21 protein-coding genes and 2 pseudogenes are annotated in these 22,964 nt (G+C 38.8%); 9 read left to right on the top strand and 14 right to left on the bottom strand.

Annotated elements, in window-relative coordinates; all coding sequences use genetic code 11:
- Positions 1-115 precede the first annotated feature (115 nt).
- The gene (locus ACFIQC_RS05740) at positions 116-862 is read left to right on the top strand and encodes a YebC/PmpR family DNA-binding transcriptional regulator (RefSeq protein WP_254492472.1); all 747 of its coding nucleotides are present in this window, start codon (positions 116-118) and stop codon (positions 860-862) included.
- Positions 863-1,947: 1,085 nt separating this feature from the next.
- On the opposite strand, the gene tolB is transcribed toward ACFIQC_RS05740, so the two are convergent.
- The 12 genes and pseudogenes from tolB to ACFIQC_RS05680 form a co-directional block, all read right to left on the bottom strand.
- Complete coding sequence (tolB, locus tag ACFIQC_RS05735) at positions 1,948-3,273, bottom strand: Tol-Pal system beta propeller repeat protein TolB (RefSeq protein WP_375611763.1); 1,326 nt, start codon at positions 3,271-3,273, stop codon at positions 1,948-1,950.
- Positions 3,274-3,311: 38 nt separating this feature from the next.
- Positions 3,312-4,739, bottom strand: coding sequence for a cell envelope biogenesis protein TolA (locus ACFIQC_RS05730; RefSeq protein WP_375652442.1), 1,428 nt, complete (start codon positions 4,737-4,739; stop codon positions 3,312-3,314).
- Between the two features lie 107 nt (positions 4,740-4,846).
- The gene (gene tolR / locus ACFIQC_RS05725; protein ID WP_375706852.1) at positions 4,847-5,299 is read right to left on the bottom strand and encodes a protein TolR; all 453 of its coding nucleotides are present in this window, start codon (positions 5,297-5,299) and stop codon (positions 4,847-4,849) included.
- A 15-nt stretch (positions 5,300-5,314) separates the two neighbouring features.
- Entirely contained in the window at positions 5,315-6,028 is a 714-nt protein-coding gene (tolQ, locus tag ACFIQC_RS05720; protein ID WP_375611760.1) for a protein TolQ, read from the bottom strand.
- 1,720 nt (positions 6,029-7,748) lie between these two features.
- Entirely contained in the window at positions 7,749-8,189 is a 441-nt protein-coding gene (gene ybgC / locus ACFIQC_RS05715) for a tol-pal system-associated acyl-CoA thioesterase (protein WP_375611759.1), read from the bottom strand.
- A 211-nt stretch (positions 8,190-8,400) separates the two neighbouring features.
- Positions 8,401-9,495 (bottom strand): Holliday junction branch migration DNA helicase RuvB, encoded by a 1,095-nt coding sequence (gene ruvB / locus ACFIQC_RS05710; protein ID WP_375613207.1) that lies wholly within the window; start codon positions 9,493-9,495, stop codon positions 8,401-8,403.
- A gap of 13 nt (positions 9,496-9,508) precedes the next feature.
- Entirely contained in the window at positions 9,509-10,123 is a 615-nt protein-coding gene (gene ruvA, locus ACFIQC_RS05705) for a Holliday junction branch migration protein RuvA (RefSeq protein WP_375640589.1), read from the bottom strand.
- A 13-nt stretch (positions 10,124-10,136) separates the two neighbouring features.
- Positions 10,137-10,652 carry a crossover junction endodeoxyribonuclease RuvC gene (gene ruvC, locus ACFIQC_RS05700; RefSeq protein ID WP_375620985.1) on the bottom strand — a complete coding sequence of 172 codons (516 nt, stop codon included), beginning with the start codon at positions 10,650-10,652 and terminating at the stop codon, positions 10,137-10,139.
- 973 nt (positions 10,653-11,625) lie between these two features.
- The gene (locus ACFIQC_RS05695) at positions 11,626-11,748 is read right to left on the bottom strand and encodes a hypothetical protein (protein WP_375706851.1); all 123 of its coding nucleotides are present in this window, start codon (positions 11,746-11,748) and stop codon (positions 11,626-11,628) included.
- A 126-nt stretch (positions 11,749-11,874) separates the two neighbouring features.
- Positions 11,875-12,172: pseudogene (locus ACFIQC_RS05690) on the bottom strand (DUF1465 family protein); the annotation flags it as partial.
- A gap of 22 nt (positions 12,173-12,194) precedes the next feature.
- Entirely contained in the window at positions 12,195-12,713 is a 519-nt protein-coding gene (locus ACFIQC_RS05685; RefSeq protein ID WP_375629728.1) for a DUF1465 family protein, read from the bottom strand.
- Between the two features lie 180 nt (positions 12,714-12,893).
- Positions 12,894-14,036 (bottom strand): OpgC family protein, encoded by a 1,143-nt coding sequence (locus ACFIQC_RS05680; RefSeq protein WP_375611754.1) that lies wholly within the window; start codon positions 14,034-14,036, stop codon positions 12,894-12,896.
- Positions 14,037-14,401: 365 nt separating this feature from the next.
- Between ACFIQC_RS05680 and ACFIQC_RS05675 the strand changes: the two genes are divergently transcribed.
- The gene (locus ACFIQC_RS05675; protein WP_375706850.1) at positions 14,402-15,064 is read left to right on the top strand and encodes a thiamine phosphate synthase; all 663 of its coding nucleotides are present in this window, start codon (positions 14,402-14,404) and stop codon (positions 15,062-15,064) included.
- Between the two features lie 313 nt (positions 15,065-15,377).
- A complete protein-coding gene (locus ACFIQC_RS05670) occupies positions 15,378-16,145 on the top strand; it encodes a TIR domain-containing protein (RefSeq protein WP_375666264.1) in 768 nt (255 codons plus the stop codon).
- Between the two features lie 277 nt (positions 16,146-16,422).
- Here the strand turns inward: ACFIQC_RS05670 and ACFIQC_RS05665 are convergent, their stop codons facing one another.
- A complete protein-coding gene (locus ACFIQC_RS05665; RefSeq protein WP_375660658.1) occupies positions 16,423-16,695 on the bottom strand; it encodes a type II toxin-antitoxin system RelE/ParE family toxin in 273 nt (90 codons plus the stop codon).
- Positions 16,696-16,717: 22 nt separating this feature from the next.
- Entirely contained in the window at positions 16,718-16,897 is a 180-nt protein-coding gene (locus tag ACFIQC_RS05660) for an antitoxin (protein WP_375620992.1), read from the bottom strand.
- 498 nt (positions 16,898-17,395) lie between these two features.
- On the opposite strand from ACFIQC_RS05660, the gene ACFIQC_RS05655 reads away from it, so the two are divergent.
- From ACFIQC_RS05655 to ACFIQC_RS05630, 6 genes and pseudogenes are all read left to right on the top strand, one after another.
- Positions 17,396-17,761, top strand: a complete 366-nt coding sequence (locus tag ACFIQC_RS05655; protein WP_375706849.1) for a helix-turn-helix domain-containing protein — start codon at positions 17,396-17,398, stop codon at positions 17,759-17,761.
- A gap of 340 nt (positions 17,762-18,101) precedes the next feature.
- On the top strand, positions 18,102-18,503 hold the full coding sequence (locus ACFIQC_RS05650) for a helix-turn-helix domain-containing protein (protein ID WP_375705122.1): 402 nt from the start codon (positions 18,102-18,104) through the stop codon (positions 18,501-18,503).
- A 364-nt stretch (positions 18,504-18,867) separates the two neighbouring features.
- Positions 18,868-19,911, top strand: a complete 1,044-nt coding sequence (locus ACFIQC_RS05645; RefSeq protein WP_375629715.1) for a tetratricopeptide repeat protein — start codon at positions 18,868-18,870, stop codon at positions 19,909-19,911.
- 606 nt (positions 19,912-20,517) lie between these two features.
- Complete coding sequence (locus ACFIQC_RS05640; protein WP_375620997.1) at positions 20,518-20,886, top strand: helix-turn-helix domain-containing protein; 369 nt, start codon at positions 20,518-20,520, stop codon at positions 20,884-20,886.
- A 630-nt stretch (positions 20,887-21,516) separates the two neighbouring features.
- A complete protein-coding gene (locus tag ACFIQC_RS05635) occupies positions 21,517-21,915 on the top strand; it encodes a hypothetical protein (protein ID WP_375629711.1) in 399 nt (132 codons plus the stop codon).
- A 338-nt stretch (positions 21,916-22,253) separates the two neighbouring features.
- Positions 22,254-22,604 (top strand): annotated as a pseudogene (locus ACFIQC_RS05630) (helix-turn-helix domain-containing protein).
- Positions 22,605-22,964: the final 360 nt, after the last annotated feature.

Here is a 22,964-nt window from a genome sequence, read left to right as displayed (position 1 = left end):
CGATTATTTCACCTCATGCTGTGGCACATTTATTCTGGTGGGATGCGTGCTTTATCGTCTTAAATTCTAAAGAGTATCCAACTGGAAAGAAAGCCCTCAAATAGGAAGGAAAACTATGGCAGGCCATTCACAATTTAAAAATATTATGCACCGTAAAGGGCGTCAAGATGCAATGCGCTCGAAAATATTTTCTAAGCTTGCGCGCGAAATTACCGTAGCAGCAAAACAAGGTGCTCCTGATCCAGCCATGAATCCACGTTTAAGGCTGGCTGTTCAAAATGCCAAAGCACAATCGATGCCGAAAGATAATATTGAACGCGCGATTAAAAAAGCGTCAGGCGCCGATGTCGAAAATTATGATGAAGTACGCTATGAGGGCTATGGACCAGGCGGCGTTGCCGTCATTGTTGAAGCTTTAACTGATAACCGCAACCGCACCGCTTCAAATGTGCGCGCCGCCTTCACAAAATCAGGAGGAGCCTTAGGGGAAACAGGATCGGTCAGTTTCATGTTTAATCGGATTGGTGAAATAATCTATAAGCCAGAAGCAGGAACAGCCGATAACATCATGGATGCAGCAATTGAAGCCGGTGCCGAAGATGTGCAATCAGAAGAAACCGGACATCATATTACCTGCGCATTTGAAGATATTGGTGAAGTTTCCAAAACACTTGAAGCAAAACTTGGTGAAGCAGAATCGATTAAAACGATTTGGAAAGCCACCACCCTTGCACCAATAGATGAAGAAAAAGCTTTGTCCGTTTTACGACTAATTTCAACATTAGAAGAAGATGATGATGTGCAAAATGTTTATGCAAATTTTGATGTCAGTGATGAGATTTTGGCAAAATTATCTGTATAATTGCCATCATTTGCATAAGCCCTCTCTTCATGCATGAGGGCTTCAAAAGCATCTGTCACCTCTCCTCTCTATCCGCACATATAAAAGCCCCGCGTCAATAGCGGGGTAAGCCATTGATGCAATAAAAAACCACAATCAATCGCAGAAAACATAATCCCAAAAAGAAAGCATACAAAACTCTGTAGCCTTACGCCTTTCTTACATGCCCCAAAGATTATCCCTATATCCCCTCTCTATTTGATCTTTTTGTTCTTTAAGATTAACCTTCTCTCTCCGCTCTCAAGTAATGAAATGATCTAGCCTCTAAACAATTAGGGGTTTCTTGACGTATTCCTATGACGAATCACTCATAAAATTCACTTGAAACTTAAGGCTCAACAAACATGCACTCCCCTAAATATTCGCTACGCACTTAAAAAACACTTAAATATAGCAAGAGGTTTGTCCTATTTATACGCCCTATATCACCACACTTCAAAGGACAGTGTTTTTACAACATCACAGAATAAAAATAAGCAAATGGAAAGCCAGAGCTGATTGTTTAGCAAAGTATTGTACAAAAAGCCGGTACATCTCTCTAATCCGTTGCGGATAAATTTTTGACTTTATGGCATTAACTTTATGGCATCGTATATTTCTAAAATAACGTCATTTATCTTAAAAATCTGTCCTTTTGCTCTTACCAATCAATCAAGATTCAGATCTAAAACAACCGCGTACTTGAATAAAACACATCAAAGAGCAACAGCCCCCCCTGACAAGACCAAACTCTTCACAAACAAAATTGAAGAAGAAGTTTAAAAAAATATATATAGCGACACTTTGAATAAAAAGTTGAAATCTAAAGACCTCAGAATTTTCGACTCTATTTTTTCAAGGTCTTGTTTTGAATTTTTTTAAGCATTTTCCCCCAAGGAAATTCCATTATCGATCAACAACCGTAGATGATAGATGAAATCTACATAACTCCCCATACCCACTATAATCAATTCCTTCTTTTAAATAATTAAAGACAATTGAGATTGTTTAAACTTGAGACTGTGTAGACTATATTCCTTCTATATTCTGTTTTTAAGCATTTTGTTTTACTGTACATTGAGCAAAGGCGACCATGCTGGATCTGAAGCATCATTGGGGGTAGGGAGTTGTCGTTCATTGCGACCCGTAATATCAATCGTATAAATTTTTGGTCCCATACCGGGATTTTTGCGAAAGAACATCAGCACACGACCATTAGGGGCCCACGTTGGTCCTTCATTGTGAAACCCTGTGGTTAAAATTCGTTCTCCTTGTCCATCAGGGCGCATAACACCGATAGAAAATTGTCCGCTTAATTGTTTTGTAAAGGCGATATAGTCACCCCGTGGAGACCAAATAGGTGTTGAATAACTCCCATCGTTTGAAGAAATACGCTGAATATCACTCCCATCCGCATTCATTTTATAGATTTGCGGCTTTCCACTACGATCTGAAGAAAAGACAATTTGTTTTCCATCCGGTGAATAAGAAGCAGAAGTATCAATAGCAGAAGTTGTTGTAAGTCGCGTCATCGTACGGGTTCGTAAATCCATAGTGTAAAGATTGGCACTCCCATCATTTTGTAACAAACTCATGATAACTTTTTGTCCATCAGAAGAAAAACGCGGAGCAATTGTCATGTTATTAAACGTTCCGATCAACTCTCTTTGCCCCATTTCAATTTGTTGGAGATAAACATGAGGTACTTGATTGTCCTCGTAAGCCATATAGGTCAATTCTTGTCTTTTTGGTGAAAACCGCGGTGTAAGCACCAATTCACTTCCATCAGACATATAAATCAAATTTGCTCCATCTTGATCCATCATTGCTAAACGTTTAATGCGTGCATTTTGAGGACCTGTTTCATCGATAAAAACAATCCTTGTATCAAAATAACCACTTTCTCCTGTCATCTCACTATAGATCTCATCTGCGATCATATGTGCCACACGCCGCCAACGTTCTGTCGCGGTATAAAAACGCCGTCCTTTCAATTGTCTTTGTCCAAACACATCCCATAAACGAAAATCGACCCTCAAACGTCCATCGATTTCTCTCATGACTTGCCCAGTAACTAAACCTTGCGCTTTTATTTTCTGCCAAGAAGCAAAATGTGGTTGTTTATTAGGATTAGAAATGTTTTCAAAAAAATTCGCTTTATCAAGCGGTAAAAACAGCCCCGACCGTTCGAGATCAGCTGTCACCACAGCAGATATTTTCAACCCAATCGAATCATTGGAAATAAAGTCTGTAATTGCAATGGGAATGGGATTAAAATCAGCGCTCGAAATAGTTCCTTTCAATTGCGCATAACCCGATGAAATACTTGAAAGCCACAACCCACAAGTGACAATAAACCAAGCAAAAACTTTATGTCTCGTTATAGTCATCATGGAATGTGTCCTTTCGTTAAGCGCTTTTTTCTCGTTTATCATCTTATTTCTTGGAGGGGATCAACATTAAAGTCAAAACCTTGCCCCCATAGATCATATTGATCACGTGGGAGATCTGCATAAGGTTGGCATGAAAAGACAGCAGCATACACCTGCCTTATCATAATAGCTTGTTGACTCTCAAGGCCGCTTACGGGATCAATGATAGGATCGCCCACAACCATCCCTTCACGGTCTAAATAAAATCGCAACCGCACGACCGGACGATTTTTTAAATCGCCGCCAAGCGCCACAAGTTTAAGCTTCTGTTGAATACATCCCCCCGCAATATTGACCAATGTTTGTGCCATTTTTGTGGTATCATTAATATTTTTTCTTGCACCCAAAGCTTCTGGTGTATGAGAACGTTTTGCTCCCCCTCCTTGTGACCGCGCACGATTGAGCAAATTATTTTCCTCCAGAGCTAAAATATCTTCAATGGTCTGTTTCTCTTGGTTTTTCTTGTTAAGCTTTGGCGTCTTTTGATTCAATGCAGTCTCATTCTTCCTTGGAGATTTTTCGTCAAACTTTGGTTTAAACTGTGGAAGAAGAGATTTTTCTGGAAGTACAATTTTGGACGCTTGATGAACAATCTGCTCTGCTGGTACTTTTGGGACCGTTGGAGCCAATTCTTTTGGCGATATCATTTCTTCATTTTTGTGAGCAGGCTTGAGCGCATCCTTAGAGGCATCTTCCGGCACCTCCAAAGGCGTCTCAGGTGCAGCCTTGGGCGCATCCTCCGGTAGTGCCTCCAAAGGCATCTCAGGTGCAGCCTTGGGCGCACCCTCCGGTGGTGCTTCCAAAGGCATCTCAGGTGCAACCTTGGGTGCATCCTCCAGTGCCTCCAAAGGCATCTCAGGCGCAACCTTGGGTGCATCCTCCAGTGCCTCCAAAGGCGTCTCAGGCGCAACCTTGGGCGCATCCTCCGGTGGTGCCTCCAAAGGCATCTCAGGTGCAACCTTGGGTGCATCCTCCAGTGCCTCCAAAGGCATCTCAGGTGCAACCTTGGGTGCATCCTCTGTTTTTGCTTCTAATAATTCTGGTTTTGTAAGTTCTGGTGCAAATGTTTCTGATGTGTTCTCGCTTGATGGTGGCGATGCTGTTTCAACGGGACGCGGCTTTTCCTTTGATTGAAATGGTGCAAGACTATCTATTTGTCCCTCTCCAATATGGCGTGCATCTTCTTTCTCTTGTGGTTGCATAGTTGGTTTGACGGCAGGGATTGCACGTATAGGAGCCTTCACGGCTCCTTGTTGAGAAGAAAACTCGTCCACCAAAGGAGCAAGAGTGATGGGAATTGCTTCCAACGGTTGTGGTAAAGAGACAGAGCTTGTAAACTGAATAGCTCCCCAACTGAGAAAAATGACATGGACCACAAGGGATAAAGCCAAGCCTCGTTTCATACTATGATAGGAGTCTTTGTTCATTCTTTATGCCTTACTTATGCCTTACATTTTTTCATTTTTAATCACTCTATGCTCTTTTAAAAACATCTTAAAAACAACCGGTTATGCACAATTTTATTACTTATTATTTATTGTGCTAAACTTGCTAACGCAACTTGAGAAAACCCCGCTTTTTGAATATCTGCCAGCAGTTTTAATACTTGCTGATATTCAACAGTTTTAGCAACCCGTACAAAAACCCGTTGATCTTTTTGTGTAGAATCTGCTTCCAGAAGAGTTTTCAGGTGTGCAATCAGGGACTGTGACGTTTCATAATAATCTTGATTAATGGCAAAGCGCCCTTGCGCGTCAAGTGAAACCGTCAGAGGTGTTTTTTGAGCTCGTACGGGACCCGCTTGACTACGAGGCAAATCTAGAGGAACACCGTTCACTAAAAGGGGGGCAGAGACCATAAAAATAATCAACAAGACCAGCATGACATCCACAAAAGGAGTGACATTGATCTCACTCATCAGTTGGCTTCGTGAATGATGCCGCCTACGTGTATTTTTGCGAGAAGAAGAAGCAACAGAAAAGCCCATGGGATAAGATCCTTTTTATAAAGAGGAAGGTGCTGTGCGTGTTTCATCAATACGCCGCGATACAATTGTTGAAAATTCATCGGCAAAATTTTCTATTTGTGCAATGATGCGCGCACTTTCATGAGTCAACTTGTTATAAGCAATAACAGCTGGAATTGCTGCAAACAAACCAATAGCGGTTGCCAAAAGCGCTTCTGCAATCCCTGGCGCGACAATGGCAAGTGATGTATTTTGAGAAGCTGAAATAGAAAGAAAAGACTCCATAATACCAATAACTGTTCCAAAAAGTCCGATAAAAGGTCCCGCAGATCCCAGTGTCGCAAGAAAACTTAATTTTGATTCTATTTTTTCACTTTCACGTCCCAGCGTCAAATCCATAGCCTTATCAATTCTGCTCTGCAAACTTTTCGATGTATGGGTCCCTTTTTCAAGAGATTTTTTCCATTCAACCATTGCTGCCATAAAAACTGCGGATATACTATTGGTACGTTGACTTTTGCATGATGCATAAAGATCTTCTAGCGCTTTGCCAGACCAAAATGTGCGTTCAAACTGCTTTATTTCACGCCGTATTCTCCGATACGTAAAAATTTTATCAAAAATAATTGCCCAACTCCAGATAGAAGCGAGCAGCAACCCGATCATAACACCTTTCACGATCCAACTCGCTTGCATAAACAAATGCAACATTCCAATTGTTTCTGGATTCGTTAGTTCTAAATGCGGCATAATTTTTGTCCCTCTAAATGAAAGATGCATTTTTAAAATTTATAAAACAGATTATTTTATAGTTTCTAAATTTAAGTAAAGACTCTAGTTTCACATAAATCCATGCGCTAAAACAAGACTTGTTTCTTAAATTTCCTTAAAAAGTGATGACGAGAGACATCCCTCAATGCACACCCCCCTCATTTCACAACAGCATTTATGAAAAATATAACGATAAGGATTTCTCCATAAATGCTATAAAAATAAAAGACATAAAAATGCATGATATAAAATCCATTATGCACCACCATCTTTACGCTTATGAAAAGAACGCTAAATCATCATACGCGTTTTAAGCTTAAAATACAGCGATAAGTCTTAGCACTTGAAAAGATTCATAAGAAGCATTTTATTCCTTTCTTAAGTGTTTTTGTACCCACTCATCAACTCCGCTTGTGACATGTAAGAAAATGTTTTTGATTAATTCGCAGCAATAGAGCTTGAAAAGAAAAAATTTTACAAGTTTCAGAATTATCTGAAAGTGACAACGCAATGAATTATCATTGTAAATAAATATGTTATCATCATAAAAGATGACGCTTTGCCTCAGGCTATTATTTCTCTCATTTTCCATCGAATTGAATACGGGGTACACCATCGGGCACAAAAAACGATACTCAACCACCCTACCAACACCTCACAACAATGCGCCTCCCCCATGCACCCCTATTATAAGTCCTATATAATCTAGTGTAAGTCTCATGTAATCTCATTGTGTTGTGAATTTGCCTCTTTCAATGCCTATCATCTCTCTGGCACTATGGTATAACGTAAAAGCTTCTGTGACATGAAAAAAGTCTTTTCACGTCTTTACTTCATGAAAACCAGCTTCTTCGCTCTCTTTGCTCACTTGCGATATTTGATCGTTATTGCATTGAGAATGATACATAAGGAACATTTTTACAATTTTTTCAATGATTTATATTGCTCTCTTATGATGTATAAGCAAATGATTTTAATTGTTTCAACATGAACAGATTTGAAATGCAAAGTATTTTATTCCTCTATTAGGGTTTGTACCCGTGAGAAGTGATAATTTATCTTTCTAAGTCAATATATTATATAGAATAATATGCTTTTGAAACTTTAAATCAAGAATGCATTTCTGCTTTGTATACATTGATCTCTCACTCATTTACTACGCTTAGAAGCGCACATAAAGTGATGCATTATAGATAGAAATGGATGAAACACGTGCTCTTGTGATGCCAAATGACAGTCCAGTAAAAAAACAAATCAAATTGCTTAAAAAAAACCTTTAAGTATTTTGAGACAATTTTCGACCTAATGGCTTATTATCACTTTATTGCAATATTGCGCTGGGTATGTGCATTTTTATAAAAATAAATCTTAATCCATTTTTATTTCTTTTTTTGTACTTTTTCGCTGCTTTCCGATGCCAACAAACCTTTCTTCAAAAGAAAGAAAATATCTTGAGTTTATAGAAGAAAATGGATGATATGACATTGTTTTTGAATCATAACATGGATGAGGTGTGTTTAATTTTGTGGGATATCATCTTCAATTTATTGTAGTTATTGTAGCAGAGGTGCTTTCTTTTGCTGTATCGTGTAACCTTGTTAGAAAACATCTAGGCTATGATAAATGTATAGTCTTAGATTGTAGATTACTTTATATCTGCTGATCTCTCCTGAAACTGCTAATTCAATGAATAACACTTTTAACCAAGCATTTTTGCAAAAAGTTCTTTGGGTAAACGTCGCGGTTTTGCCTCCTCATTAATCAGAGCAATTTCAACTTTGGCTGTTACCAACGTAGTCATCTCATGCAAAATAGATTGCTCCATAAAAAAGCGGGCCCCTTGGATATGAGTAACACGTGTTTTAACGACTAAAAGATGATCAATTTTAGCGGGTCTTGAAAAATTAATTTCCATATGACGAACAACAAAAAATAGTTTTTCCCCCTCACCCCCTGCTGCTAACATCTTATTATTAAAACCGGTATCCCGTAAAAACTCTGAACGTCCTCGTTCAAAAAACTCAAGATAACGCGCATGATAAACTACACCGGAAAAATCTGTATCCGCAACATAAACGCGGACCTGAAAATTATGAAAAGCGTTTGTATGATTGCTCTTAAAAGGTGTTATTTCTGTCATCGACTTCATATCCCATAAAATCATCTAATATAGCAAATTATCTATCAATCAAAAGATTGAACACATTTTTGTGTTGAAGTTGTGAAAAGCAAAAAATCTTTAATAGTGCCAAACCTTTTTAGCCAGAATATGCTAAAAGAAGGCACGTCTCTTGTATTTTATGACCTTGCTATAAAATATTCACATAGTTTCTTTTAATAAAGAGAATGTCTTAATCATCTTCCCCATCCCATAAAGACGTCTGAAGTGATGAATTGTCTTGAGCATCAGAAAGTTGAGAACGCCTTTGTATAGACGTTGTAGAGGCTGGAGCAGAAAGCCCTAAATGGCTCCAAGCCTTTTCAGTTAGAATGCGTCCACGAGCGGTTCTTTGAATAAAACCTTGTTGGAGCAAATACGGTTCAACAATATCTTCAATGGCATCGCGTGGTTCTGATAAAGCAGCAGCAATCGTTTCAATCCCCACCGGTCCCCCTAAAAAAGTTTCCGCAATCAGGAGCAAGTAGCGGCGGTCAAGCGGATCAAGCCCAAGATGATCAACCTCAAGGCGCGAAAGGGCTTCATCGGCGATTTTTTGGTCAATTTGTTTTGCTTGTTTAACCAAAGCAAAATCACAAACGCGCCGTAAAAGCCGTCCGGCAATGCGCGGGGTTCCCCGTGCTCGGCGTGCAATTTCATGAGCACCATCATCACTAATCTTGACGGCAAAAAGTCGTGCATTACGCTGCACAATATATTCCAATTCTTCTATCGTATAAAAATTGAGACGAATTGGAATACCAAAACGGTCTCTCAGCGGTGTGGTCAAAAGCCCCAAACGTGTGGTTGCCGCTACCAAAGTAAATTTAGCCAGATCAATTTTCACCGAGCGTGCGGCCGGCCCCTCCCCAATGATCAAATCCAGTTGATAATCTTCCATGGCTGGATAAAGAATTTCCTCAATCGCCGGATTTAAGCGATGAATTTCATCAATAAACAAGACATCACGTTCTTCAAGATTGGTCAAGAGAGCGGCTAAATCTCCTGCTTTAGCGATGACCGGCCCTGAAGTAGAGCGAAAATTAACGCCTAATTCTTTTGCCATAATCTGTGAAAGCGTTGTTTTTCCTAACCCCGGTGGTCCTACAAACAAAACGTGATCCAGCGCTTCTTGCCGCGTTTTTGCTGCTTCAATAAATATTTTTAAATTAGCCCGTGCCGCTTCTTGACCAATAAAGTCATCGAGAACTTGTGGCCTCAAGGAACGATCTGGATCGTTAGGAAGGGGGGCGGAACCCAGAAGGCGTTTATCTTCATCTTTATGCATTGTTACCTTGATTTTAAGTAGGAGAAGAAAGCAATTTGAGACTATGGCGGATCAGCAGGGCAGAAGAAACAGTTTCCCCCTCAAGAGCATTCATCGCAAGAGCAAGAGCACGGGATGCATGCTCCCGTTCAAACCCTAGCTTCATCAACGCGGAAAGCGCATCATGCGCAGGTTGATTGGTCATCTCACGCTGAGGAACCGAAACAGTCTTGACCGCTTGTTCAAAGGGGAGTGTTTTACTTTTCAGTTCACCCACAATTCTTTCACTGACTTTTTTACCAACGCCCGGCGCTCGACTAATCATCGCAACATCGTTTAAAGCAATAGCCTGTGCAAGTTCATCTGGCGATAAAGTACCCAAGATTGCCAAAGCAACCTTTGCTCCTACTCCAGGAACATTTTGTAGAAGACAAAACCACTCCTGTTCAGCTCTTGTAGTAAAACCAAAAAGGCGGATTGCGTCTTCCCGAACATGCGTTTCAATAAAAAGGCTTAACGCCTCGCCAACAGAGGGTAAAGAAGGACGCAGCCGATTTGACACAAAAACAACATACCCCACACCGTGAACATCAAGAAGGATATGATCATCAAAGATATGTTCAAGAGTGCCCTTTAATTTGCCAATCATGTTGCCATCCCACTCATATCGCCATCCTTGCCTGATAAGATCGGTCAATACTGTTACGGTGCATACTATGACAAAGAGAAAGAGCAAGAGCATCAGCCGCATCACTGCTATCAAATTCAGCCCGTGGGAGGAGAACTTTGACCATCATATGGATTTGTTCTTTAGCCCCATGTCCAACCCCAATAACTGATTTTTTCACTTTGTTGGGCGCATATTCAAAAACAGGAAGATTTGCTTGCGCAGGAACCAGCAGTGCAATTGCACGCGCTTGGCCAAGTTTTAAAGTTGCTGTAGCATCTTTGTTGACAAATACATGTTCCACAGCGGCTTCATGGGGCATAAATTGATGCACAACCTCTGAAAGACCTTTGTGGATCTGACATAGTCTGGAAGCCAGCGCACACTGTACATCAGAAGAAACCGTCCCTGCTGCAATAAACTGAAGACGATTACCCGCAACATCGATAACGCCCCACCCTGTACGCCGTAATCCGGGATCAATGCCTATAATACGAATCGTCTCTGCCATAAACTACAGTCTATACACTTTTCCCCCTTGTGAATAAAGATGTGAATAAAGACAAGACCACAAAGAAAACAACAACCCAAGACAAAACCAGTAAAAAGATAATCATATCCCCCAAATTTATACAATTATAACACACAACGAACAGCATCTTTATGGAACACACTTTATGAAGCATAACTGAAATCAATCAAAACCATTCACACATCACAAGCAAGCACCCTCTAAAGCATAAAAATTCCCTTTCTATATCATATCCAACGCCATAACGGTTAAACATCGCAAGCGAGCAAATAGAGAGTGCTGGATTGCACATTCATAAGTGTAAAGAGGCTATGCAATGGATGGTACACACTTTACGAAAACTTTTTACATTATAGCATGACGCTATCATTATAAATCAACGCATTGATTTATAATGATAATTAATTATTTTGTATGTTGCATAAGAATCCCGAATATCCTAAAATTTTCTCATTACAAGTCTGTTTATCTTGAATCAATCAAAACCATTCTCTTACATATGAAACGTGGGATTGCCGTATAGAGTAAAACTATACAAGAAAGGACTAAAAATGCCTCTAATGAATTGTCTCAAGTTCCAAAGGCTGTTGCAACATTGGGGACTGGCAAAGATGATGATAGTGCCGGCTTTTTCTTTTGCAAGCGTAAAAATGAGAGAGGCTCAACGAATGTGAATAAGAACTGAGAGGTGTTTTTGAATATACTCATCACACCACAATGACATTGCATAGAGAGGGACATTGCATGGGGGCACAGGGAACCCATGGGGCATTCATTATATGGCACTTTATTTTGGATATTTTATTTTACGCGAGGGAAAATAACTTCCATTCAAAACAAAAGAAGCCCCAAAACTGCAACAATGTGTATCATCCTCATTAACACACACTTTACAGCAGCTTTATAGGCATAAATTATAGAGCATAAATAAATTGATGTACAAGCCCCTGCTCTATCTCAGAGCCAAAACAAAATCACACGATAGATCAACAGAAAGTGTTCCAGCTGCAATCAACCAAAGTCGATTTCCCACAAAACCAACCATACTCCATCCCATGGCATAATTCGCAATCAATACCTATCCCTCTCTCAGCTATAAGCTCAAGATATTTCCTACGCTCAAATAGAAATTAGGCAGAAAAAAGCACTCTAGTTTGGTTTTAGTTGTGAAATTTTGGTTGTAAAAAATGGATATACTGCTCTAAATATCGCAAGAAAGAAGCAAGGAGCTATTTTTCTCAGAATACCCAAAAGCTGTTTTGAGCAATTCGATTTGTTTTCCTACTGGATTATCATCTTCTAGAGCAGAGGAGGCCGCAGTTTCCCACCCAGCACGCATATAGGTTATGCGCGCTTCTAAACGCAATGAATGAGAAACAAATTGGCGAAAAATTTCTGGCAATTCATGCCAATGAGGGGTTTCAAGTTCCAATGTCGGTGTATGAAGTGACACTTTTACAATTTCTTTTTTTTATTTGTTCTGATGATATTTCTCCTTCGCACAAAGCAAGGGGAGTCCCTCTAAGAACGCCCAAAGGCTGTTTTGAGCAATTCGATTTGTTTTCCTACTGGATTATCATCTTCTAGAGCAGAGGAGGCCGCAGTTTCCCACCCAGCACGCATATAGGTTATGCGCGCTTCTAAACGCAATGAATGAGAAACAAATTGGCGAAAAATTTCTGGCAATTCATGCCAATGAGGGGTTTCAAGTTCCAATGTCGGTGTATGAAGTGACACTTTTACAATTTCTTTTTTTATTTGTTCTGATGACATTTCCCCTTCACGCTCTGCGCGAAGAAGAAGGAGTTGAGAAGCGATTTGCATAAGTCGTGTACTTAAATACATAGCCTCTTTCGCATAAACTGCAGAAACCTCTGCCGAAAGAGAGCGTGCTACTAATTTCCCTTCTGAGTCAATATACGCTGCGGTTTTTTCAATCAGCGCCATTGTTTCTTCATAGAGACGATTAAAAGCATTTTCAAAAGCATTATGCTCAATCATGATAATAGGTTCATCATATGGACGTTTATGTACACTCACGCTTTTATACTCCAAGTATCAGCACAAAATCATACCCCTTAACGAATAGAGTATTAAAAAGTTTCTTTTGTTGCTGTATAGAACGCTTTTTTTTAAAACTGCTACCTCTTTTAATTTTTTTGCGCAACGCACTTTTTATACTAAGGTTAACGTACCCAACAAACACTACAGGAATATTTTTTATAAACGGATCATTTTCCTTGAAAAGGACCACTGCCAAGATTGCCGTTTTTCACAATAATAAGCGACTCCAAATTGCAAAGCAATACCCGTTATTATTAAGAGGGTATCGGAAAAAAACGTTTCTGTCATCACTGTTTTTATAATTTGTCCAAACATCGCAAAAATGGTTCCCGTTACAAAGACCGGTAAACTATGTTTTCCTAAAATTGCTAAAGGATGTTTTGGAGAGACATAAAACCATTTATTGATGCGCGGCAAAGAAAGAATGAGAAAGGCTAATGCAAGAACATGGAGTAAACGTGGCAAGCTTAAAAAGGTTTTATTAAAGTTCAACAATGGGGAAGACCAGCCAAGCCACCCCAAAATGCCCCACCAGTTTAAGCGAACCCATAACAGCGCCAACAAGAGATACGCTGCCGCACAAACAATCCAAAAAGACTGAAAAGCGATTTTTTTTCCTTGTTTAAGCGCTAAAGTACTGGTCAATCCTATGACAAATAAGAATTGCCAAGACAAAGGATTTAAAAACCACTTTCCCTTTAAAGGATAAGAAGGAGGAGCAATTTTGTAAAATCCGCAGATAAGATACAGTGTAAAGGAGCCCAAAAGCAGCCATTTTGTCTGCTTACAACTCAAATAAAGGATAAAAGGCGCAAAAAACATCAAAACGATATAAAGAGGAAGAATATTATTATATCCCAATTGATGCCCAAAGCTTAAGGTACTCAAAAATGCGATACTAGGCTCTTTAAAAAAGAGTCCCACGTTGTTCATCGATAAAAGTTTTTCTGTTCGCCATAATAAAAAGGCAGCAAAAAAAAGACTTAACGTGACAAAAGTCGTAAAAAGATATGCCCCATAGAGCTGCAGAGCTCTGTACCAAAGTTTTCGGATAATAAAAGCAAAGGATTTTTGCTGTAACCGTCCATGAAAGCTTAACCCAAGAGCAATCCCTGAAAGCAAAACAAACACTTCTGCACAATCAGAAAAACCGAAATTTCTATGAGTAAAAGACTCATAGATCGTTCTGGGAATATGGTTGATGAAAATCGTCAATAAGGCCAAAGAACGAAAAACGTCAATGCGTGTATCACGATGAGAAGGTTGAGTATTATGCTCAAGAATACCTTGGTACTTCATCAGTGGACTCCCACACGTTGCAACCCCCTTGAAGTCCCATAAAAATGGTAGTTACCCTTATTGCCAACAGGCATGAACAAGATGAAATTTTAATTTTTAAGAGTCAAGTTTCATTTTAAGCGTTTATTTTTTTAAAAGCAAAAGTTTTTTAAAGGCAAAAGAACGAAAAGCGTCCATACGTGTATCACAGCGAAAAGGTAACATATTATGCTTAAAAACACTCTCATTTCTCATAAACAGGCTTCCACACACCCACAAATCCTTTAAATTACGTGAAAATGGTGGTCACTTTCATTGCAAATAAGCATAATAGAATGAAACTTTAATTTTTAAGCGTTATTTTTTCTAAGAAACAGGGATTTGACATGACACAACAAAAAAATAAACCAATTGATCCACCTCTTTTCCCTCAGTTGATTTTAACACTTGATGTTCGGCGCAACACCCCACACGCATTATTGCGGCAAATTTTGCAAACAAAGTCTTTTGCATGCGTCATCCTCTATGATTCTGAAAAATTGAAAGATGATAGCTCTTTTTTGCAACAACAAGCGCAAATTTACGCAGAAGATATTCAAAATAATGATGCCGCTCTTCTCATCGCGGGTGACAGCCGCATTGCTGGGCGCATAAAGGCTGATGGATTGCACATAGAAGATGATCTTAACGCTCTTGAAAGCTTCAAAAATCAGCAAAAGGAACAAAAAATCATAGGCTTTGGCAATCTACGCAATCGCCATAGTGCTATGCTTGCAGCGGAAACAGGCATTGATTATCTATTTTTTGGCAAATTAGGAGCTGATAAAAAACCCCAAGCGCACCCCCGCAATCTCCAGTTAGCAACATGGTGGGCAGAGATTATGCAAACCCCCGCCATTATCCAAGCAGGAAGCGATTTTTCAACCTTTGATGAAGTCTTAAAGACTGGATGTGAATTCATTGCTGTAGAAGAAGTGATTTTTGGGAACGACAACCCCTTAATACTGCTTAAAACAATGCAAGAAAAATGTGAAAACACCCCCTTGTAATATAGGAGGAGAATTTATAAATAAAGCGTTAATAAAAATCCAAACACTCACCACTATATTACTTATATAGAACACACAATAACAGATAAAGAGGATACCTCGAAACTCAATAAAATTGCTTAATAATTCAATCAAATTGATGAAAAAACTAGCGTCTTTTTTTCATATAATATATAGAGAAAAGGATCATAAAAATTTTCTAGTTCAAAATCTTATAAAGACGAAGCATTATGATTGCGGGGGAATTTGTCATTGTTAATGTTGATCACTAATACCAACAACGAATGATAGAGATATGAAGGGGACATAAAAAATGGAATACAAATACAGAGGGCCGTTTGAATACAATGGAACACTTGAAGATCTTAAAAACATAATTCGCAAAACTGGATATCAAATCACAGATGTTAAAGCCATACAAAAAAGTCCCTATGGTTTTACGTATAAGATTGAAGCCTCTGAAAGAAGAAGCATTCTTTGGGATGATACCACAGGAAAAACAGTCATTCTAGGTGAAAAAATTTTCTGCCATGAGCTAGAAAAAGCTTTTGCAAAGCATCTAGAAGAAACATCAACGATTCCTTCCTCAAAAACTGCCTCCAATACATCAAATAAAAAAATTTTTATTGTTCATGGTCATGATTGTTATGCCTTAACGGAGCTTGAAAATGCTCTTCTCAAGCTTGGTCTCGAACCATACATCTTACAAAATACGAGTGGCAATGGTTTACCCATCATTCAAACTTTGAAAAAAGAAATTTGTGACAGTTCTATAAGTTTTGGTATTGTACTCCTCACGCATGATGACATGGGTTATGCTATATCTCAAGGTGAAGAAAAAATTCAACCCCGTGCACGACAAAACGTTATTTTCGAAATGGGCATGTTAACTGCCGCGCTTCCTCTTGAGAGGATTGCTATTCTACAAAAAGAAGGCATTGAAATGCCTTCAGATGTTAATGGAGTTTACTACCTTTCTTTTAAAGAACAGGTCAAAGAAACATTTCCCAAACTTATTACGCGCTTAGGAGAAGCTGATTTCTCTTTTAATACAAATACAATTACTCGTGCATTAAATTAAATTTGAATAATGCTTATGTTTATTTTTTAAAGCGCACACCCAAAATCACAAGGCACTCCACCACATTCCACAGACACACATCCTATAGCACAGAGAAACGATCACCCCCCCCTTCTTCAAACAGCAAGCGATTGTGCAAATTTTAATGAAGAGACCGCGTGTAAATTCATTACCATAGAAGAAATCATTTTAATCCCTTTGATAAACACGGAGGCTGTTGTCATGATTTTGGTAATTGTTCCAGAGAGATTTAAGAAGCAGATAGCCTCTCATTAGATTAAAGAAAAATAGGAAATTCACGTCGGGCATGTACTACAGCTACAATTTCGATTTGATGTGCAGCTACTCGATACAATATAAGGTAATTTGGATGCGCTACAATTTCTCGTAATCCTAATACCTTCTCACTCTGTCTGTATAAATATGGATGTTCTGCCAATGGCAGTACGGATGCTTCCAAAAACCTTTTCATTCGGCGCGCAGCAGATGGATTCTCGCGAGCAATATAGGTAACATCTGACGCAAATCGTCGCGCGCCGAAGACAACCAAACAACCGGAAGCATCACTTTTCCTATTCAGCTTCAAGCTGACTGATTATAACTTCCATTTCAGCCATAACCTCATCATGCGGAATAGGAGGATATGGATTTGCAAGACTGCTCGCTACCTTATCGCGCAGCCATGCAGTGTAGCTGCTTTCCTGTTCAACGGTTTCGAACTCTGAAATTAGCGGAGAAAGGGTGGTCTTCATAATATATGTCCTTTCTATTCCTGAATATTGGAGATAATTACTCTTGTCTATGTTGTCAATATTAGCGAATTGAAAATGTTTAACTTTTAAGCGTCCAAAGTTCTTTTGATCTTAAACCTTAAGGCTTTTTAACCCTCTCAAAAAACACGGGGGCTAATGTCATGATTTTGACAATCATTCCAGAGAGATTTAAGAGGCAGATAGCCTCTCATTAAAAAACAAATTTTGTAAGTAAAAAACTATTTTTATTGTAAATTTCCTGAAATTACTTTATGAATTAAAAGATGTTTTGGTCGCATACGCAACGACCAAAAGGGGCCTTGAAAACCCTAAGTTCTAGCGTAAAAATGAACCCACTTTGTGGGTATCCCGGAATTCCGGGAGTTTTTGCTATGTCCAGGTGCTTTAAGCACTAAAAGCAAAAAAAGCTGATTAGATTTCAGTACTTTCAAGCTCCCGGAATACTCATGCGAGGGCGCTCGCAACCGGCGGGGAAAAATGCAATCTCAAAATCTTAATATTGATCTTTTTATTGGCAAAAAAATTCGTTTGAGACGAAAAATGCTAAAAATGTCTCAAACAACTTTAGGACACGCTTTAGGCGTCAGCTTCCAACAAATTCAAAAATATGAAAAAGGCTTAAATCGTGTCAGCGCAGGGCGATTAAAGAAAATTTCCGATATTTTGAATGTTCCACTTTCCTTTTTTTATGCCGATATCATTACAAAACAGCAGTCACCATACCACCATGATGAAATCGCATCAAGCACAGAGGAATACCTGCTGCTCAAAAGATTTAGAGTTCTAACAACGGTAAAAAAGAAAGCCTTTTTACAGCTGATCTCTGATGAGAATGCAAGCTAACATCACGCGATAGTGTGTGCTATTCAAAGTCCCCTTTGTGAACACTTTATTGCTTGAATGCAAAACATGCCACCCCTCCATTTTAAGAAACGACACGTTAAGAGACACTATTTTAATTTTTATTGTAAATTTCCTGAAATTACTTTATGAATTAAAAGATGTTTTGGTCGCATACGCAACGACCAAAAGGGAACTGAAAACCCTAGATCCGAGCGTAAAAATAAACCCACTCCTGTGGGTATCCCGGAATTCCGGGAGATTTTGCTATGTCCAGGTGCTTCTCAGCACTAAAAGCAAAATGCTGACTCGGATTCAGTGTTTTCAGACTCCCGGAATACTCATGCGAGGGCGCTCGCAACCGGCGGGGGGCTTTAAAATGCAAACCAAAGATCTTGATAATGATATTTTCATTGGCAAAAAAATTCGTTTGAGACGAAAAATGCTAAAAATGTCTCAAACAACTTTAGGGCACGCTTTAGGCGTAAGCTTCCAACAAATTCAAAAATATGAAAACGGCTTAAATCGTGTCAGCGCAGGGCGTTTAATGGAAATTTCTGATATTTTGAATGTTCCCATTGCCTTTTTTTATGCCGATATCTTAACAAAACACCAGCCCCCATACCACCATGAAGAAATTGCATCAAGCACAGAGGAATACCTGCTGCTCAAAAGATTTAGAGTTCTAACAACGGTAAAAAAGAAAGCCTTTTTACAGCTGATCTCTGATGAGAATGCAAGCTAACATCACACGGATAGCGTGCGCTATTCATAAGCATTCATACGTATTTTTAAAAGCAACCTCCATTGTAAGCATTTTTTCATTTTAGGGGAAGAAGCCATTGATATAATAGAAGATAAGCATCTTTACATACGATAACCTCTCATCATTATTATTTTTAACAGGACTGTATTATTTTTAACAGAACTGTTTTAAACAGTCTGTCTCTCGTCGACATTTATGCTACTTTTTTAACTTACCCAACCCTACCTTGAACCAAGACGAAAAACTGAGAGATAAAAAGTAATATAGAAATGAAATTCTTATACGGCTTGTAATGATGAAAAAAAAATGTGAAAATTCTGATCGGTAATGAGGAGAAAACACCATGATCAAGAGAAGCGTGAAGCTGCTTATCTTAGGCGTGATTGGGCTTGCAAGTTCTGCTGTAAGTTCAGCGGGAAACACTGAAGAAATCTCAAATTCTGAAAGCTCTTTCAATACGATTCAAGAAGCTTCAAACACTCAAGAACCCTTTCAGCCCTTAAAAGCTGGAGACTATGACCAAGCCTATGACTATTACATCCAAGGTTATTATTTAAAAGCTTTTCGTGAAGCACTCCGACGTGCTGAAAAAAATGATCCTTTTGCACAAACTCTTCTTGCCCGAATTTATATGGAAGGATGTGCTGTTCCTATTGACGGTGCGCGTGCTGCTTTATGGTTTGAACGCGCTGCAAAACAGGGGGAACCCCAAGCACAACTACGCTATGGACTTATGTTGTTCGATGGTCACTTTATAAAACAAAATCAAGAACTTGGTGCGCAATTCATTCAAAAAGCTGTCAAAGCAGGCGTCAAGGAAGCCTATTTTTATTATGGACAACTGCTTCTTTATAAAGCCTCACAGGAAAAACAAGCTCTCCCTGGTGTTTCTTCCCAAAGTCGTGAAAATGAAGCAATAGAGCAAGCCTTAAAATGGTACTTAAAAGGTGCTGCTCTTGGCGATGCTGAAGCGGCTTTTTCTGCTGCAAAAATTCTTTCCTTAGGCACATTAAAGCGACCAAAAGATGATCGCAATGCCCGCAAGCTCATGGAAGTAGCAGCTCAAAACAACCACTTAAAAGCTCAACTTCATTTAGCACAATGGCTTGTACAGGGGCGTGGAGGAGAAACAGATTTTCAGCGTGCTTTTCATTTACTTCACAGAAATGCCGTCAACATGATTGCACCAGCACAGATTTCCCTTGCAAGGCTTTATCGAGATGGCACAGGAACAAAAGGCGATATAATAATGGCAGCGGCATGGTATATGCTCGCAAAGGAAGCAAAAATGCAAGCTCCTGATCTTGAAATAATGCTCCAAGGCATGGACAAGACACAACTAGAAAAAGCGCACAAAGAAGCAATAAAGCTCCTTCCTGTTTTTTAAAATACTCCTCTCTGCTTCAAAAAGATAAAATTTATAGAAATTCCGGGAGATTTTGCTCTGTCCAGGTGCTTTAAGCACTAAAAGCAAAAAGGCTGATTCGAGGTCAGTGTTTTTAGACTCCCGGAATACCAACGCGAGGGCGCTCGCAACCGGCGGGGGCTTTAAAATGCGAGCCAAAAATCTTGATAATGACATTTTCATTGGTAAAGAAAACGCACTGGTATCATTTGCTTAACAAACAATATCCAATAAGCAAAAGAGCTAGACTATCCCGAAAATTCCGCAAGCTCTATTTTTTCATTCTTTTTGCTTGGACGAAAAACACGCCGTCTCTTATAAAAAAACTATTTTTTATTGCCAAGCCTCCGAAATTACTTTACATATTTAAAGGTATTTTTGATCGTATACGCAACGATCAACGGGGATTAAAAACCCTAAGGTCCGATACATAAAAATGAACCCACTCTGTGGGTATCCCGGAATTCCGGGAGATTTTGCTATGTCCAGGTGCTTTAAGCACTAAAAGCAAAATGCTGATTCGGACTCAGTGTTTTTAACTCCCGGAATACCAATGCGAGGGCGCTCGCACTCGGAGGGGGCTTTAAAATGCGAGCCAAAAATCTTGATAATGACATTTTCGTTGGCAAAAAAATTCGTTTGAGACGAAAAATGCTAAAAATGTCTCAAAAAACATTAGGTCAACATTTAGGTGTTACTTTCCAACAAATCCAGAAATATGAAAACGGCTTAAATCGTGTCAGCGCAGGGCGTTTAAAAGAAATTGCCGATATCTTAAATGTTCCACTTGTCTTTTTCTATGCGGACACCTCAGCAAAACAACAGCCCCCATACCCTCATGATGAAATCGCATCAAGTACAGAAGAATACCTGCTGCTCAAAAGATTTAGAGTTCTAACCTCGATAAAACAAAGAGCCATTTTACAATTACTCTCTGATCAAAATGAAAGCTTTTAACATCATAATATAGGGCGCTACACTCTCTATTCTTGACTTGCCTCCCACCCCTCAAAGGACAGAAGCCCCTTCCCTATCCAGTTGGGAAACAATCCGTCTTCTCAGAACAGAACTCTTTTAGCTTCCCATTTTATGTGGTTCATTTCACAAAATTATCCGGACAAGCTCTCCCTCAAATATTCACCACACACTCTCATAAAAACATCACATGTGCAAAGTTTTATGTCTTATAGCACCACACCTCAAACGATAGTATTTTACAGCAAACAGAATAAGCATTCATACGTATTAAAAAAGATAGCCCTCAAAAAGCAATGCTTGAAAATTTTTTTGGTCGATCTGGAACAGAACCTAACGCATCATTTTATAATGGTGATAGAGGACATGATCTTAACATGCAAACGCAAAAATTTGCTTTTTTATCATAATCACTAAAAGCAGCAGTTTATTAAAATATACGCCACCAGAAGCACTTCAAGCAGCCTGTACAGCTGAAACCATTATTCATTGATTAATTAACCGATTGATTAGATACCGATATGTTGTTAATGTGCTATAAGTAAAGTTGCTCTTATTTCTGGAAGAGGAGCTTCGCAAATAAAGAGCAACAATAAGTAAGGGGAATTAAAGATGTTAAAATATTTATTGCTGTCACCGGTTGTGTTGGTGGCTGGTTGCGCATCTGTAGGCAATTATTCATCAAATTATGTTGATCAAAGTCTTACAAAGCGTCAGGCACAATTAGTTGCTAACAAATTTATTAGCGGTAACAAAGGGTTTTTACCACCAGCTACAACCACACTTCTTATAAAGAAAAATAATACAGCAGACAACTTTACTCCTTTATTTATCAATCTGTTGCGACGGAATGGATATAATGTGATCTATACAGATCAACCTCAAAAGCAACAAAACATGGGTGTGAATTTGAGTTATAGAATAAGATTAAATAGTAGCACTATAGTGTCTCTTTTTCAGTATAACGTGAACGGAGAGCCGCGTTCTTATATAAATACTCAGCCCAGATGAACCCGCTATTTAATGTAAACATACTCTATATTTTACACGTAAAGACTTAAAAGCTCTTGCGAAAGGCAAAGAGATTTGCACCTCAATAAAAAACCTCATTTTTAGCCAGAGTGGATAAATTTTATTATAGATTGTGACAATACAAAATAATGTAAATTATAGCTTTGAGATTTAAGAAAAGAAGAATACTAAAAATAATGAAAATGCCCCACACCCTAGTGAATTGTTACGCGAAGATGTAAATGCAAAACTTGGACTATCTGTGATTGAAGCAGCTGAAGAGTTTTCTATATCCCGTGTAGCATTTTCTAGGGGCTTGGTAAAATCCTTATAACGACATTTTCAGTGGCAAATTCATTGGCAAAAAAATTCGTTTGAGACGAAAAATGCTTAAAATGTCTCAAAAAACATTAGGTTAACATTTAGGTGCCACTTTCCAACAAATCCAGAAATATGAAAACGGCTTAAATCGTGTCAGCGCAGGGCGCTTAAAATAAATTGCCGCTATCTCAAATGTTCCACTTTCCTTTTTCTATGCTGATATCTTAACAAAACAACAGCCCCCATACCACCATGATGAAATCGCATCAAGTACAGAAAAATACCTGCTTTTAAAAAAATTTAGAGTCCTAACCTCGATAAAACAAAGAGCCTTTTTACAATTACTCTCTGATCAAAATGAAAGCTAACACCCCGCGATAACACACACCACGCTCTATCCCATGAGACACTCATAATAAACTCCGTATTCACATATTCTTAATTAAAAACACCTCATGGTTTTAGGGAACTTATATCATTACCATCAATTATATCATTGCCATCAATGATGATATTTTACGACACAACGGGATAAATTTCCCCCAAAATTCTAAAAAATTTTTGTGCAAATTTTTAAAAAGCTTGCGTCTGAGCGCTTTTTATGGTCTTGCAAAGAGCTGAAAAGCAAAAATACATAAAGGTCCTTTTTTACTTAAGCTTTTCTCTTTGCAAAAAGCAGGAGAAAGCCCATAAAGAGCACACAGGACCATGAGAGAGCAGCAAGGTTA

The sequence above is a fragment of the Bartonella sp. AA126HLJHH genome (assembly GCF_042197425.1).
Classification (GTDB): domain Bacteria; phylum Pseudomonadota; class Alphaproteobacteria; order Rhizobiales; family Rhizobiaceae; genus Bartonella.
This window is presented reverse-complemented; position numbering and strand designations above follow the sequence as displayed.